The following is a 14,749-nucleotide window of genomic DNA, read 5'->3' on the forward strand; positions in this document are numbered from 1 at the left end:
TGCCTATGATTTTAACTGATTGATAAATTGAGCGAGCGCCTCTCCAGGCTCAGCCTGTTTCATAAACTGCTCTCCCATCAGGAACCCCCTGAATCTACCTTCTTCTCTTAATCTAAGAACAGTCTGGGGCTGGGAGATTCCACTTTCACTCACTCTGCATACATCCTTCGGAAGCATTTCGGACAGTCGGAAACTGTTTTCCACATCCGTCACAAAGGTTCCGAGGTTGCGGTTATTGATTCCGTACATATCCGGTTCCAACTCTGCATATTCGAAATCACGTTCGCCATGCATTTCCAAAAGAACCTCCAATCCCAGCTGATGAGCCATTCTCATCAGATTTCTGCATTCTTCCTTGGAAAGACAGGCAGCAATCAGCAACACCGCCGAAGCTCCACAATATCGAGCCTGCAAGAGCTGATATTCATCTACCACGAAGTTCTTATATAATATAGGTAGAGTTACACCTACATGGCGAGCCTCCTGGATAAACTCATCATAGCCACCAAAGTAATCTATGTCTGTGAGGATACTCAGTGCCGTTGCCCCATTCTGCTGATAGCTTAGAGGAATGATGCTGGCCTTTCCCTCTTCCTTGATCCATCCTTTGCTAGGAGATTTACGCTTGAACTCTGCGATGATTCCAGTCTCCGACTTCATCAACGCTTCCTTCATGCTTCCCCCCGGAACACATCCTTCATCCTCCTGCATCTTCTGCTCAGCGAGGGTAATCATCTGGCGGGGTTGGATAAAGCGTTTACGCTGTGCTATCTCGATTCTCTTGTGAGCGATGATTTCTTCTAAAATATCCATTTTCCTTAACTATTGAGTTCCACGAATTTCTTGAATGTTGCAAGAGCCTTTCCAGAATCAATGCTTTCGCGTGCAATCTCCACGCATTCATCGATGCTCTTCTTTCCCTTCTCCATCACCTGGATGCCGAAGGCTGCATTAGCGAGCACGATATTCTTCTGCGCTGGCAGGGCACGATTTTCGAGCACTGCATCAAAAATATCCTTTGCTTCCTGCTCGGTAGCTCCTCCTCTTACCTCTTCAGGCTTGGCAATCTCGAAGCCCAGGTCCTCTGGTTTGAAGATTCTCTCGTAATTGTTGGTAGTAACCTTGAAATCACTGGTAAGTGAAATTTCATCATAACCATCAATACTGTTTACGATTCCGTAATCTATGCCGATTTTCTGGTAAACCTGATTATAGAGACGCATCTGGTCGAGGTTGGCAACACCGAGCAACTGGCATTTTGGCTGACTAGGATTAACCAAAGGCCCCAGGAGATTGAAGACGGTAGGAAACTGAAGAGCCTTGCGGATAGGACCCACAAACTTCATTGCCTTGGCGAAAAGCTGAGCGTGAAGATAAACGATTCCAGCCTCATCGAGAGAACGGTTGAGTTTATCAAGATCATCAGTAAACTGTACTCCGTGATTCTTGATAACATTGGAAGCACCACTCACCGAAGTTGCAGCGAAGTTACCATGTTTAGCCACCTTATATCCTGCACCAGCAATGACGAAACAAGAGGTAGTAGAGATATTAAAAGTATTCTTGCGATCACCACCAGTACCTACAACATCGATATATCGGTCACAATTGAGAATGGCATGAACACCAGTCTCCAAAATACCATCACGGAAACCGAGAAGTTCATCTACGGTCACACCGCGCATCTGCAAACCAGTAAGCAGGGCTGTAATCTGTTCCTCGGGAAACTCACTCTGAGTAATTCCCAGGATAATATTCTTGGTCTCGTCACGGGTCAACTCCTCGTGGTTCAACATTCTGTTCAAGATATTCTTCATTTCCATAATCCTGTTCTCCTATATATTTTTATTTTGTTAATACTCTTTCAAGTAAGAATCATTTTCCGAAACTCCCCAGATATGTAAAAAGGGCCTGTCGTAAGTTACGGCAGGCCCTTAGTATATTTGGATTTGCATCCACACGGGTACTCGACTCACGACTTTCTAGATCTTGAGTTACGCCACCACCATGCTGTAGATACAAACGAGTTCATCATATTTTTAATTTTTTATTTTGTTTCTTTTAATTATAATTTGTTACTGGCATAGTCACTACAACTAACCGATTGCAAAATTACACTTTTTCTACGAAATAGCAAAATTTTTATCTAAAAAATAATCATTTTAACAGAAAAAAGTTATTTTCTTCTTATTTTTCTCTTTCTTTTTCCCCTTACACCTTATTATATATAAGTAATCGGAGTACTATTCACAAAAAAAATATAAGCACCAGATATAATAAAACCACAAGGTCATCGTTTATGAATATATAAGCATCATGATGAGGAATCTTTCCCATAACCGATGCCAATCAGAAACAGCATAGTATTAATCAATTCATAAAAAATATGCCTATGAAGCATTTATTTACTTCCGAAGAGATGAGACCATCTGCCAAGACCATCTATTTCATCAAACAGATGGCTTACACTTATCGCGCATTCAAGAAGAATGAATCTTGCAAGGCGTATTTTATCAACTGATTGCAACATATAATCAAAGTAAAGAAATAAAGATGAAAACAATGGTTTCCCCCTCTCTCCTCTCAGCCAATTTCATTGACTTGAAGAGCGATGTAGAAATGATCAATAAGAGTGAAGCAGACTGGCTCCATATGGACATTATGGATGGTGTATTCGTGCCCAACATCTCCTTCGGTTTCCCTGTATTGGAAGCCGTGGCGAAAGTTTGCACCAAACCTCTCGACGTACACTTCATGATTGTACACCCAGAGCAATACATAGAGCAAACCGCCAAGATTGGTGCCATGATGATGAATGTGCACTACGAGGCATGCACTCACTTACACCGTACTATCCAGCAGATTCATGCTGCTGGTATGAAGGCTGGCGTAACCCTCAATCCTTCTACTCCTGTAAATGTCCTGGAAGATATCATCTGCGATGTGGATATGGTGCTGCTGATGAGCGTGAATCCAGGATTCGGCGGACAGAAGTTTATAGAAAACACCATCAAGAAGGTACATCGCCTACGCAAGCTCATCAAGGAGAGCGGCAGCCATGCACTTATCGAGATAGATGGTGGTGTACAGGGTGAAACTGCCCCACGACTTGTACAGGCTGGAGCCGATGTACTGGTGAGTGGCAGCTACGTCTTCAAGAGTTCAGATCCTTGTGCAACTATTCACAATCTGAAAGAATTGAAAAAGAAAGAGGACTAAAGAATTTCGACCTGTACGGTTGAAATTACCCAATACGCCCTGAACCAACGATATAGAAGTAGCAAGAAGATTAAACTTCCCGCTGATAAAACAGCGGAAAGTTTAGTCAAGCTGCAAGCTGATGTGATAGTCCTTCGCCATACGACGTAGGTTATGAAGCGCATAACGCATACGTCCCAGACTCGTATTGATACTCACATTCGTCAATTCAGCAATCTCCTTGAAAGTCAACTGCTGATAGAATCTCATATATATGAGTTCCCGCTGGTTAGGAGGCAGAAAATCCACCAACCGTCTCACATCGCTCAACACCTGGTTGCGCACGATTTCCTTCTCCACAAAACTATCCGTCACAGCATCACCCTTCAGACGAGAAAGATCATTATCGTTATGCTGGTCGGTAAAAAGCAGATTTTTGGCATCACGATAGCCATCGACAATTACATTGTGAGCTATACGCATAAGCCATGAGACAAACTTACCATTAGGCGAATATTGCCCATCTTGAAGTTTGACAATCGCCTTCACGAAAGTTTCCTGAAATATATCGTTCGCCAGCTCTTCATCATGTACGACAAAGAGGATGTAAGAAAACAGCTTTACCTCACAGCGGGACAGCAATAGGTCAAAAGCCTTATTGTCGCCCTCGACGTAAGCCAAGGCCAATTCTTCATCTGTCATTTGATTGAGTTTTCTCATTTCTTAATCCTTATTTTATCATTAAGTAAATGTCTAAATCGATAGGCGAATCTTTATTTGAAGTATTAATAATGTTAAATTTCACCGCAAAGATACACTTTTTTGTTAGAACAGCCAAATTTTTAACTAAAAAACTATCGAAAATATATCTTTTTTATGTATCATTACAACCAAATACAACAAACAAAATTTTTATTCATTAATCTCTGAAACAAGCAATGAACCGATTACTCTGCAAGAACATCACGGTATTATGCGCAAGCAGCTACTCTCAAAAACACTCTTCACTCTTCACGAAAGCGCTACAAGTTTCTCATAGACAAGCATTTGAATAGGTGAAGAGTTGTAACCCACTCTTCACCTCTCATCCCCCCAGTGTTTATCGGGGTTTCAGGCAAAATGGTGAAGAGTGAAACCGAGAGTGGGATTTCTACAAGCAAAACTCTCCATATGCAGCAGAAAGCCATAGAGCGAATCACTAGGATAGTCCTGTAGAAATCTTTCTCCCGACGTATCGTTTTTTGCCTGGTAATGGCACAATATTGCCCTTTACCGGGGCAATATTGTGCCATTACCAGGCAAAAAGAGAAACAAGGCACTTTCTAACCTGTAATAATAATCAGTGAGCCTGCCTCAGAAATAGGAAAAGGCAAAGCTTCTCATAATACGGATGGTGTTGCCATCTGGGGACCATACGTCAACATCTACAACTGCAATATCAGTAATGGAGAGATAACGTGGTTTGCGAATAGGTGATCCTTTCACGATGCGTGAAGGCAAGTGGATTGGTGCAAAACTCGGTTTCTTCAACACCCGCACCGCCAAGAAGAACGATGCAGCCTTCTTCGATATCGACTGGATTCATTTTGAAAATTAATGCTAACAGAGAAATACGTTATCCAAAGTATTTCTAAACAAAAAGTCCCCCTCACAGCTCAACACGAGCCGCAAGGGGGACTAAAAGTTATGAGTAATCTAAATTCTAAGCTTACTTCTCTTCTGCAGCCTCAGCAGGCTTTTCAGCTGCCTTCTTGGCTGTAGTTCTCTTGGCTGGTGCCTTCTTGGCAGCAGTCTTCTTGGCAGCTGGCTTCTCAGGCTTCTCTGCACGAAGCTTTGCTACCTCCTTCTCAATCTTCTCTATCTTAGCCTGGAGACGGGTAATCTCCTTGTCCTTCATCTCGATTTCCTCATCCTGGTTGGTGATGGTGGTAAGAAGACCCTCCAACTGATCATTATCTACATCAGTAGGATAGAGATCATTTACTCGGTTGATGAAGTCACCAAGAATGTTCATATAGTTGGTGAATGCATCGAACGGACTGGCATAAATACCTCTATCAAGACCTACGTTGCTAGGCTTGGTGGTCATGAAGCGGAAGTTATTGCTTGCCTGAAGATAATCCCAGTCCTGATTGATACGTGGATCGTTGGCGATACGTACACGGTCAGCTACGCTATAAAGCTTGTTGAAAGCCTCGCGCTGCATTGGGTTACCGAGCCAGGAACTTACATCACGCTCCTCATCTACCCAACTCAATGTATCAGGTACATTAATCTCTCCTACAGACTTGATCTTCTTGCAAATCTCTGTAGGAGTAGAGAAAGTAATGCCACGCTGCTTAGCGCACTCTGGCAAAGCCTTCACAAACTCAAGGATGTTGCTCGACAATGGCTGAGCAATACCAAGAGCCGACAACTCCATGAAGATATTGATAACCTGCTCCTCCTCTGGGAATGAAGCAATGTCGTTCATATAGTTATCTGCGAAGAGTGGATAACCCTCCCAGTCGCTGTTGGCGAAGCGCAAAGAGATATCATCGCTCAAACGTACATCACGAAGCAAGAGCTTGAGCTTTGGATTCATCGCACAGTGATATACATAGTGTGGTGACTTCCAACCCAACACGTGCTTTGCACCTTCGGTAAGCATACCCACGAAGTCCATATCAGCTACAGTAGCACCAATCTCATCGCTGTAGATGAGAGAAGAGTTGCGGAGAACGGTAGGCTTCTTGCCAAAGTACTCTTCAATCTTTGTGCACTGGCGCTTCACCTCTGACTTGAAGGTCTCCTCGTTGACGAGAGAAGAAAGGCCATGAGAATAAGGCTCAGCGAGGAACTCTACGCAACCGGTCTGGTTCAATTCCTGCAACTTCTCCAAAACCTGAGGAGCGTGAAGCTCCAACTGCTCCATACCGACACCAGAGAGCGAGAAGGCAACCTTGAAATACTGACCGCTCTTCTCTATCATCTCCTGGATAGCATTGAGTGCAGGCATATAAGAGCGCTCTGCGATGTCGTTGATGCTACGCTCATTCTCATAATCATCATAGTAATAATGATCAGTACCGATATCGAAGAAGCGGTAGCGTTTCAGATGGGTAATCTGATGTATCTCGAAATATAAACAAATTGTTTTCATACTTTGAACTTTAAATTTTGAACTTTGAACTTTATGATTAGCCCTTTAACATTAAACATTTAACATTACTTCCATCCCAAAGTCTTGAGATAGAGATCTTTGATGCGGGCTCCCACTTTCTCCCAGGTAATCAGATCTACTTCCTTTCTGCCTTCCTCTGAGAGATAATCGAAGAGACTCTCGTTGTGGCAGATGCTGTAGATAGCATCGGCAAGGGCATGGATATCCCAGTAATCTACCTTGATACAGTTGGTGAGGATTTCACCGCAACCACTCTGCTTGGAGATGATAGTAGGTGTACCACACTGCATAGCCTCAAGAGGAGAGATACCGAATGGCTCACTCACGGATGGCATTACATATACATCACTATCCTTCAGGCACTCATATACCTGCTTGCCTCGCATAAAACCAGGGAAGTGGAAACGGTCGGCAATACCTCTTTCGGCTGCCAGATAAATCATCTGATCCATCATATCGCCCGAACCTGCCATGCAGAAACGCACATTGCGGGTACGATGCAATACCATGTTGGCTGCCTCTACGAAATACTCAGGACCCTTCTGCATGGTGAGACGACCCAGGAAGGTTACCACCTTCTCCTTGTCCTTATGGTCTGGGCGTGGGATGTCCTGCCACTCCTGCTTCAGTGGATACACCGCATTGTGCATGGCAAAGCACTTGCGTGGATCCTGATGATACTGGTTGATCACGGTCTGACGGGTCAACTCAGATACACACATGATGCAGTCGGCATTATCCATACCGTCCTTCTCGATAGCATATACGGTAGGGTTCACCTTACCACGGCTACGGTCGAAGTCGGTAGCATGTACATGGATGCACAATGGCTTGCCACTCACTCGCTTGGCATGGATACCAGCAGGGAATGTCAACCAGTCGTGGGCGTGGATAATATCAAATTCTTCGCTACGGGCTACAACGCCAGCGATGATGCTGTAGTTGTTGATCTCGTCGTGGAGATTAGATGGATAACCGCCGGCAAAATCCATACAGCCGAGGTCATTCACGTTCATATAGTTAAAGTCGGCATAGATGTGGTCACGGTAGCGGAAATAGTCATCAGGATTCATGATGTTGCCAACACGCTGCTGCACATAGTCATGATTGACCTCGCGCCAGGCGATAGGCACACTGTTCATAGCCACAAATTTACATGCACTGCGGTCCTCATCACCGAAAGGATGAGGCAGACACAATGTAATATCGACATCTCCCTGGGCATGCAAGCCCTGGGTGATACCAAAGTTGGCAGTAGCCAAGCCACCAAATACGTGAGGAGGATACTCCCATCCAAACATTAATACTTTCATATAGCGTCCTCCTTATATTAATATTGATACTTTTCTAGTAATTCGAGCGCACGGAGAATCTCTGCCACGTTCATGGCGAAAGATATGGCGCCTCGGCCTGCAAATGGTGGGTTGCCATCGAAGAGCTCACTGATAGTGCCAAGGCAGTGATAAGACATTTCGTCGTCGTAACCTACCATCTGGCGCTCTACGAAACTCAAGCGGGTACGCTTGTAGAGTTTCAAGCTTGCCTCCATATAGAAACCACCCAGCCATGGCCATGCTGTTCCCTGATGGTAAGCGTAGTCGCGCTGTGTCTGAGGACCTACATAGATAGGGTTGTAACCGCCACTCTTAGGTGAGAGTGAGCGCAATCCCTTAGGTGTAAGGAGTTCGCGGGTACAGATTTCGAGTACCTTCTTCTTCTGGTCTTGTGACAATGGAGAATAATCGAATGCCACTGGGAAGATCATATTTGGTCGAACACTCCAATCCATCATATTGCCATCTACATAGTCGTAGAGATAGCCATATTCATTGAGGAATGTATCAACGAACGACTTCTTGGTAACCTCAGCCTGAGCCAGCAATTTCTGCTGTGCATCCTCTTCGCCAGCAGTTCCTGCCAAAGCTGCACAGAAGCACAAAGCGTTATACCACAGAGCATTGAACTCTACGATATATCCGGTACGAGGCACTACAGGTCGGCCATTAGCCGTAGAGTTCATCCAGGTCACGGCCTTGTCCTTACCATTGGTATAGAGCAAGCCGTTCTCCATCAAATCCAGGTTAGGGTGCTTGTTGTCTCTTATGAAATTGATGACATCCTTGATAAACTGGCCATACTTCTTGTAGCACTCCTCCTTAGAGGTCTCCTTGGCATACTGCTGAAGAGCCCAGATAGCCCAAAGAGGAACGTCAGGCATCTCGATTTCAGTAATATGAGTGGTAAGAGGCTTACCCTCCATAAACTCATAGTATCCGCGCATGGCTGTCTGCATCACCAGCTCGAAGTAATCATTCTCCTCGATAGAGAGAGTAAGACCTGGGAGCGAAATGAATGTATCACGGGCACGGCACTTGAACCATGGATAACCAGCCTGTATGTAGCGGTCGTCGTTCTTTTCACGGCGATGGAACTGATGTGCAGCATTCACCAGGCAATGGAAGAAATTATCGCGAGGTGCACGTTCATCCACCTCTTTATCAAAGAGTTTCTTCAAGCCGGAAGTCTTGATTTCAGATGTAGCTGCGGCAAAGACGATAGACTCGCCTTTCTTGATATCCATCTCGAAATATCCTGGCACATAGAGGTCTTCATTAGAAGCATAACCTCTCTCCTGCTCCTTAGGGTATTCCACACCACGATACCAATCTGGGCAGAATTTAAACTCGTTCTTCTTTGAAAACTGCATGTAGAGGTCTGGATAACCAGCATACATACATGTCTTAATTCCGTTGTCAACACCAGAGTAGTCACGAGATGCAGTCGCATTCTCATGGGTAAACTGACGCACGCTGCGGAACGCCAAGAAAGGACGGAAACGAAGTGTAGTGGCAGAATGACCGTCAACCAGCGTATAGCGGATCAGAATTCGATCTTCATAATGCTGGAAAACTACCTCTTTCTTGAGGATCACACCACCCACACGGTAAAGTGTAGTAGGCACCTTATCGCAATCAAACTCACGAATGTACTTGTGGCCCAACGGACTGAAGTTGTTGCCCTGGTACTTATGCAGACCAAGATTGAATTCAGCACCATGCTGAATCACCGTAACATCCAGAGAACTCAGGAGAACATGGTTGTCGTCGTCCAGCTCAGGAACCGGTACAACCAGAAGTCCGTGGTACTTACGGATATTACAGTCCACTATCGTTGAGCACGAATATGCGCCCGAACGATTAGTCCTTAACAACTCTTTCGGCAATGACTCTTGTAAGTTGGTCATTAGGGCCTTTTCGAATTTTAGATAACTCATAGATCTATATTAAGGTTTTAATATTTGTTGACTATATTTATTGCTTTCAAAGGTACGGCTTTTTTGCGGGAAGACAAAGGAAAAAGTGACACATTTTTAGAAAATCTTACTTTTGTATGTTTTAAAACATATTTTTAGCGTTTTTTATTGAGTTATATCAAAAAAAAAGTGTAATTTTGCAGCCGATTTAACGAACTAGTGCATAAATAGAAGAACGATAATGGTTGAAAAGAAGAAAGATGCGAATAAAGCTAAGGTAGCTCGAGAGATTTCGAAAATATGGGGCGGACTCGAGAGCGACCAGATTGCAACATTGAAAGAACATGTTGAAATCACCAAATACAAGAAAGGAGAGATGATTTACCAGTGCGATGAAACTCCCACTGATGCAATGTGTCTTCTCACAGGCAAAGTGAAGATATTCAAGGATGGCATCAACGGAAAGAGCCAGATTATCCGCGTAATCAAACCGAACGAATTCTTCGGATTCCGTGCTTATTTTGCAAACGAAATCTACAAGACTGCAGCCCAGGCTCTGGATACTTGCACCGTAGTACATTTTCCACTACCCGTACTGATGAAGCTGCTGCAGAAAAGCTACAAGATCGGATACTACTTTATCAAGTACCTGAGCGTGGAAATTGGAAAATCAGACGACCGCACAGTCAACCTCACCCAAAAGCACATCCGTGCCCGCCTCGCCGAAGCACTCCTGTTTCTGCATGATTCATACGGACTGGCTAAAGACGGAGTCACACTGGACTGCAGCCTGAGTCGTGAAGACCTCGCTAACATTTCCAATATGACAACGAGCAACTGCATCCGCACGCTCTCGGCCTTTGTATCAGAAGGTCTGATAGAAACGAATGTCAGAAAGATCAAAATCCTCAACGAAGAGGAAATCAAGAAAATTGCAAAAGGATAAAAGCCACTGCATAAACGCCAATGAGGGCGAGTTCTACGATTAGAACTCACCCTCATTGGCGTTTATGCAGGAATCAGAAAGTTGATGACTTCCTGAATTACTGTTATTTTATAAGGACCCACTGGCGTATTCATCAACCTGCCATCGATACCTATCAAGGCATGAGAAGCCTCCTCTACCTCCACCTCGCGGGTACGGTAAGGATGCACACTCTTATGATTCAGGAACTTTCCCTTCACAAAAAGATAAATACCCTCGAAAAGCTGGGTCATCTGTGGATGATACACCACCGATACATCCAGCAATCCATTATACGGCACGGCATTTGGCGTCTGACCATAACCAGCCGCATTGCCTACACACATCGTCATCACTCTGCGTCTGATGACATCAGAGTTGATCTTGATATGCATCTTGTAGTCGAGACGCTGGAAGATCATCAGAATAAACGAGAAGATGAACGACAGCGTTCTGGAACCGAAGACATGATGGGTCTGGCGACGCAGATTCATAATCGCAGCAATGAGTCCGATGTTCACACAGTTGAGGAAATAGCGCAAGCACTTCTCCCCTTTCTTGTTGGTGTATCGGATACATCCCAGGTCTATCTTTCTCACCCTGCGTTTCTTAAGCCAGGCCACCGTCTGCTCTACGTTACTGTCATCGAATCCCCAGAAGCGGGCAAAATCATTCATCAGGCCATTAGGAATCACTCCCAACGCCACTTCATTGCGCTCGGAAGCATCCATCTGCATCAGGCAATTGACGGCATCATTGAGCGCAGAATCTCCGCCAACAATCACTATCGTCTTATAGCCATTATTGACAAACATCTTCACCAGTCGCTCAACGCTCTTCTGGTTTTCGCTCTGCACGAAGTCGTAATCCACGCCCTGCTGCCTGAGCACCTTTTCTATCTTTTCCCAGCGCTTGGCACTGCGCCAACCGCCACGGGGACAATACAGGAGTCCCCACTTATTTTCATTCACTGCCATGATTCTTACTTAGAACTTTTAACTATCTCCAGCACCTGCTCCACTTTCTGTTCCATCGGCTGCAGGGCATCTATCCAATTGATGGTAAACCCTCTTCGCTCCATACCGCGGAACCAGGTCATCTGGCGCTTGGCAAACTGATGGATGGCTATCTCCAGACCTCTGAACATTTCATCATAGGTGGTTTTACCAATCACATATTCGGTGATAAACTTATATTCCAAACCATAATAGATGAGGTTTTCTGCTGGAATTCCCCTGTCGAGCAAACCTTTGATTTCATCTACCATTCCTTCCTGGAGTCTCTGCTTCAGCCTTCGGGTAATCTTTTCTCTACGGGCATCACGATCGATACTGACACCTATAATAAGCGAATCTACCGAAGGCAATTCCCGTTCCGGCATAGGATGCTCCAGATTATAGGTTTCTATTTCGATAGCTCGGATAGCCCTCTGTGCAGTATCCACATCTGTGCGATTGTGCATATTGGAACCCGTTTTAGCCTTCAACTCTTTCAGCATCACCGTTAGCTCATCCAGGCTCTTATCAGCCAGCCGGTCTCTCAACTCCTGATTCTGTGGTACAGGCGAAAGATGATATCCCTTGAGCACAGACTCAATATACAGTCCTGTTCCGCCGCACAAGATAGGCAGTACGCCCCGTTTCCGGATATCGAGATAGGCATCATAGAAATCTTGCTGATATTCAAAGAGGTTATACTTGGTTCCCGGTTCGCAGATATCTATCAAGTGATAAGGTATCAACTTGCCGTCCACGGTATAATCTTCCAGGTCTTTTCCCGTACCGATGTCCATGCCACGATACACCTGGCGACTATCGGCGCTGATAATCTCCGCCCCCTGGGTAGTTCCACCCCACGACGCAGCATCCAAGCTGTTGACCTTGGAAGCAAGCGCTGCGGCAAGGCTCGTCTTTCCGCTCGCAGTAGGACCTAATATGGTAATCATCGTCTGTTTCATGCCGCAAAGATAAAGGAAATAATTGATAATACAAAATAAAACGAAAAGAAATTCTCACATCAAGACGATCTGAGCAATCATTTGTGAGTTTTTGAACAAAAAAGGAAGTATATAGACAGAAAAGAGAAGTATGTATATAGAAAAAGCCGCCCAGCATCAGAAATGCTGGGCGGCTATATTACTTAATCGTTAAGAGGCAACGAATTAACCGTTGTGCTTCTTCATGATCTTGATCAACTCAACAACCTTGTGTGAGTAACCAATCTCGTTGTCATACCAAGAAACAACCTTAACGAAGTTGTCTGTCAAGTAAACACCTGCGTTAGCGTCGAAGATAGATGTCAAAGCGCAACCCAAGAAGTCAGAAGAAACAACAGCATCCTCTGTGTAACCGAGTACACCCTTCAACTCACCCTCAGAAGCAGCCTTCATTGCAGCGCAGATAGCCTCCTTAGAAGCAGCCTTCTTCAAGTTAACTGTCAAGTCAACAACAGATACGTCCAAAGTAGGAACACGCATAGAGATACCTGTCAACTTACCGTTCAACTCAGGGATAACCTTACCTACAGCCTTAGCAGCACCTGTAGAAGAAGGGATGATGTTGCCAGCAGCTGCACGGCCACCACGCCAGTCCTTCATAGATGGACCGTCAACAGTCTTCTGTGTAGCAGTTGTAGAGTGAACAGTTGTCATCAAACCTGTCTCGATACCGAAGTTATCGTTCAATACCTTAGCGATAGGAGCCAAGCAGTTTGTTGTACAAGAAGCGTTAGAAACGATCTTCTGACCATTGTACTTGTCAGTGTTAACACCGCAAACGAACATATCAGCCTGGTTACCGTTAGCGTCAGCCTTAGAAGGAGCAGAAAGTACTACATACTTAGCACCAGCCTTCAAGTGCTTCTCAGCCTTGTCGTAAGCGAGGAAGAGACCTGTAGACTCAACTACGTACTCTGCACCAACCTCATCCCACTTCAGGTTCTCAGGATCACGCTCAGCAGTAACACGGATGTGGTTACCGTTTACGATCAACTCGTTCTTCTCAACGTCAGCCTCGATAGTACCGTCGAACTGACCGTGCATTGTATCATACTTCAACATGTAAGCCATGTAATCAACTGGGCACAAGTCATTGATAGCTACTACCTGTACTTCCTTTGCGTTCTCAGCCTCAACTGTAGAACGGAATACGAAACGACCGATACGGCCAAATCCGTTAATACCAATCTTAATCATTGTTCTAATATTTAAATTAAAAGTTTAAAAATTATATCTTTTAAGCTATCAAGCGAATCCGAAGGAGCTGATAACACCTTTTTTCATCCCTATCAAGCATTTTTTCTTCTTTTCGAGCGCAAAGTTACAAAAAATTTTCTAACTTTGCACACGAATAGAGTATTAAATAAGTTAAAAAAGGGCGATAGAACTAGAATATTACCTATTTTTAGCACTTTAAGATGCCATACTGACAACTCCATATAGCAAAATGCAATTATTAAAAGGAAGTAGAATATGACACCAGAAGATAAAGTGAAAGTTGCGTCTGAAACTTACACCTTATTATATTAAGGGGAAAAAGCTTCATCGTACACTGAAAAGCAAAAAAGGTATCATTCCAAGGGAAGTATTAATCATTATAAACATTAAAGACTATGGGTAAATTTTTGAATGAATTCAAGCAATTCGCCATGCGTGGTAATGTACTCGACATGGCAGTCGGTGTAATCATCGGTGGTGCTTTCGGCAAGATTGTAAGTTCTGTAGTAGACGACATCATCATGCCTCCTATCGGATGGCTCATTGGTGGCGTCAACTTCTCCGACCTCAAAGTCACTCTTCCATCAGTAGAGGTGATCGGTGGCGAGAAGCTTCAGGCGGCAACCATCAACTATGGCAATTTTCTCCAGACCACTCTCGACTTTCTCATCGTTGCCTTCTGTGTATTCCTGCTCATCAAGGTAGTGAACAAGGTTACCGCCAAGAAGGAAGAGAAGCCTGCTGAAGCTCCTAAGGCTCCAGAGCCTACCCAGGAAGAGAAGCTCCTGGCAGAGATCCGTGATTTGCTGAAAGAGCAGAAGGGATAACCACTGTTTTTTTCATGGCAGAATAAAAAAAAGAAGACAGGAATGAGAGGATATGAATACCACTATCAAGGCTTGAGAAGTATTCCATCCCAACCATTCCTGCCCCTCCTTAAAGAAAAATACTTTATAT

14 protein-coding genes are annotated in these 14,749 nt (G+C 44.4%); 5 read left to right on the forward strand and 9 right to left on the reverse strand.

All coding sequences use genetic code 11. From position 1 onward, the window contains the following. Positions 1-3: 3 nt before the first annotated feature. Positions 4-813: an indole-3-glycerol phosphate synthase TrpC gene (gene trpC / locus AAAT87_RS01655; RefSeq protein ID WP_349225435.1), complete on the reverse strand. Its 810-nt coding sequence runs from the start codon at positions 811-813 to the stop codon at positions 4-6. Positions 814-818: 5 nt separating this feature from the next. Further along, positions 819-1,823 (reverse strand): anthranilate phosphoribosyltransferase, encoded by a 1,005-nt coding sequence (trpD, locus tag AAAT87_RS01660; RefSeq protein WP_349225436.1) that lies wholly within the window; start codon positions 1,821-1,823, stop codon positions 819-821. Positions 1,824-2,392: 569 nt separating this feature from the next. On the opposite strand from trpD, the gene AAAT87_RS01665 reads away from it, so the two are divergent. Both AAAT87_RS01665 and rpe read left to right on the forward strand, forming a co-directional pair. Continuing rightward, on the forward strand, positions 2,393-2,521 hold the full coding sequence (locus AAAT87_RS01665) for a hypothetical protein (protein ID WP_254918927.1): 129 nt from the start codon (positions 2,393-2,395) through the stop codon (positions 2,519-2,521). Between the two features lie 32 nt (positions 2,522-2,553). Beyond that, positions 2,554-3,219: a ribulose-phosphate 3-epimerase gene (rpe, locus tag AAAT87_RS01670; protein WP_295024617.1), complete on the forward strand. Its 666-nt coding sequence runs from the start codon at positions 2,554-2,556 to the stop codon at positions 3,217-3,219. 102 nt (positions 3,220-3,321) lie between these two features. On the opposite strand, the gene AAAT87_RS01675 is transcribed toward rpe, so the two are convergent. Next, a complete protein-coding gene (locus tag AAAT87_RS01675; RefSeq protein ID WP_254952626.1) occupies positions 3,322-3,918 on the reverse strand; it encodes a sigma-70 family RNA polymerase sigma factor in 597 nt (198 codons plus the stop codon). A 742-nt stretch (positions 3,919-4,660) separates the two neighbouring features. Between AAAT87_RS01675 and AAAT87_RS01680 the strand changes: the two genes are divergently transcribed. Further along, the gene (locus tag AAAT87_RS01680) at positions 4,661-4,795 is read left to right on the forward strand and encodes a hypothetical protein (RefSeq protein WP_349225437.1); all 135 of its coding nucleotides are present in this window, start codon (positions 4,661-4,663) and stop codon (positions 4,793-4,795) included. Between the two features lie 111 nt (positions 4,796-4,906). Here the strand turns inward: AAAT87_RS01680 and AAAT87_RS01685 are convergent, their stop codons facing one another. The 3 genes from AAAT87_RS01685 to AAAT87_RS01695 form a co-directional block, all read right to left on the reverse strand. Beyond that, entirely contained in the window at positions 4,907-6,340 is a 1,434-nt protein-coding gene (locus AAAT87_RS01685) for a glycoside hydrolase family 57 protein (RefSeq protein ID WP_295024575.1), read from the reverse strand. 65 nt (positions 6,341-6,405) lie between these two features. Further along, entirely contained in the window at positions 6,406-7,674 is a 1,269-nt protein-coding gene (locus AAAT87_RS01690; RefSeq protein ID WP_295024574.1) for a glycosyltransferase family 4 protein, read from the reverse strand. A gap of 17 nt (positions 7,675-7,691) precedes the next feature. Beyond that, complete coding sequence (locus tag AAAT87_RS01695) at positions 7,692-9,635, reverse strand: glycogen debranching enzyme N-terminal domain-containing protein (RefSeq protein WP_349225438.1); 1,944 nt, start codon at positions 9,633-9,635, stop codon at positions 7,692-7,694. A 220-nt stretch (positions 9,636-9,855) separates the two neighbouring features. On the opposite strand from AAAT87_RS01695, the gene AAAT87_RS01700 reads away from it, so the two are divergent. Next, positions 9,856-10,560: a Crp/Fnr family transcriptional regulator gene (locus tag AAAT87_RS01700; protein WP_089544256.1), complete on the forward strand. Its 705-nt coding sequence runs from the start codon at positions 9,856-9,858 to the stop codon at positions 10,558-10,560. 62 nt (positions 10,561-10,622) lie between these two features. Here AAAT87_RS01700 and AAAT87_RS01705 read toward each other — a convergent pair whose 3' ends face one another. The 3 genes from AAAT87_RS01705 to gap form a co-directional block, all read right to left on the reverse strand. Then, positions 10,623-11,555 (reverse strand): diacylglycerol/lipid kinase family protein, encoded by a 933-nt coding sequence (locus AAAT87_RS01705; RefSeq protein ID WP_089544257.1) that lies wholly within the window; start codon positions 11,553-11,555, stop codon positions 10,623-10,625. A 5-nt stretch (positions 11,556-11,560) separates the two neighbouring features. Continuing rightward, a complete protein-coding gene (gene miaA / locus AAAT87_RS01710) occupies positions 11,561-12,535 on the reverse strand; it encodes a tRNA (adenosine(37)-N6)-dimethylallyltransferase MiaA (RefSeq protein WP_295024571.1) in 975 nt (324 codons plus the stop codon). 204 nt (positions 12,536-12,739) lie between these two features. Further along, positions 12,740-13,771 carry a type I glyceraldehyde-3-phosphate dehydrogenase gene (gene gap, locus AAAT87_RS01715; RefSeq protein ID WP_117662844.1) on the reverse strand — a complete coding sequence of 344 codons (1,032 nt, stop codon included), beginning with the start codon at positions 13,769-13,771 and terminating at the stop codon, positions 12,740-12,742. A gap of 416 nt (positions 13,772-14,187) precedes the next feature. Between gap and mscL the strand changes: the two genes are divergently transcribed. Continuing rightward, positions 14,188-14,619 (forward strand): large-conductance mechanosensitive channel protein MscL, encoded by a 432-nt coding sequence (mscL, locus tag AAAT87_RS01720; protein WP_295024569.1) that lies wholly within the window; start codon positions 14,188-14,190, stop codon positions 14,617-14,619. Positions 14,620-14,749: the final 130 nt, after the last annotated feature.

Source organism: Segatella sinensis (genome assembly GCF_040095255.1).
Lineage (GTDB): Bacteria > Bacteroidota > Bacteroidia > Bacteroidales > Bacteroidaceae > Prevotella > Prevotella sinensis.

Coding starts and splice junctions, on each gene's coding strand:
- trpC (WP_349225435.1), bottom strand. CDS start 813: ATGGATATTTTAGAAGAAATCATCGCTCACAAGAGAATCGAGATAGCA.
- trpD (WP_349225436.1), bottom strand. CDS start 1,823: ATGGAAATGAAGAATATCTTGAACAGAATGTTGAACCACGAGGAGTTG.
- AAAT87_RS01665 (WP_254918927.1), top strand. CDS start 2,393: ATGAAGCATTTATTTACTTCCGAAGAGATGAGACCATCTGCCAAGACC.
- rpe (WP_295024617.1), top strand. CDS start 2,554: ATGAAAACAATGGTTTCCCCCTCTCTCCTCTCAGCCAATTTCATTGAC.
- AAAT87_RS01675 (WP_254952626.1), bottom strand. CDS start 3,918: ATGAGAAAACTCAATCAAATGACAGATGAAGAATTGGCCTTGGCTTAC.
- AAAT87_RS01685 (WP_295024575.1), bottom strand. CDS start 6,340: ATGAAAACAATTTGTTTATATTTCGAGATACATCAGATTACCCATCTG.
- AAAT87_RS01690 (WP_295024574.1), bottom strand. CDS start 7,674: ATGAAAGTATTAATGTTTGGATGGGAGTATCCTCCTCACGTATTTGGT.
- AAAT87_RS01695 (WP_349225438.1), bottom strand. CDS start 9,635: ATGAGTTATCTAAAATTCGAAAAGGCCCTAATGACCAACTTACAAGAG.
- AAAT87_RS01700 (WP_089544256.1), top strand. CDS start 9,856: ATGGTTGAAAAGAAGAAAGATGCGAATAAAGCTAAGGTAGCTCGAGAG.
- AAAT87_RS01705 (WP_089544257.1), bottom strand. CDS start 11,555: ATGGCAGTGAATGAAAATAAGTGGGGACTCCTGTATTGTCCCCGTGGC.
- miaA (WP_295024571.1), bottom strand. CDS start 12,535: ATGAAACAGACGATGATTACCATATTAGGTCCTACTGCGAGCGGAAAG.
- gap (WP_117662844.1), bottom strand. CDS start 13,771: ATGATTAAGATTGGTATTAACGGATTTGGCCGTATCGGTCGTTTCGTA.
- mscL (WP_295024569.1), top strand. CDS start 14,188: ATGGGTAAATTTTTGAATGAATTCAAGCAATTCGCCATGCGTGGTAAT.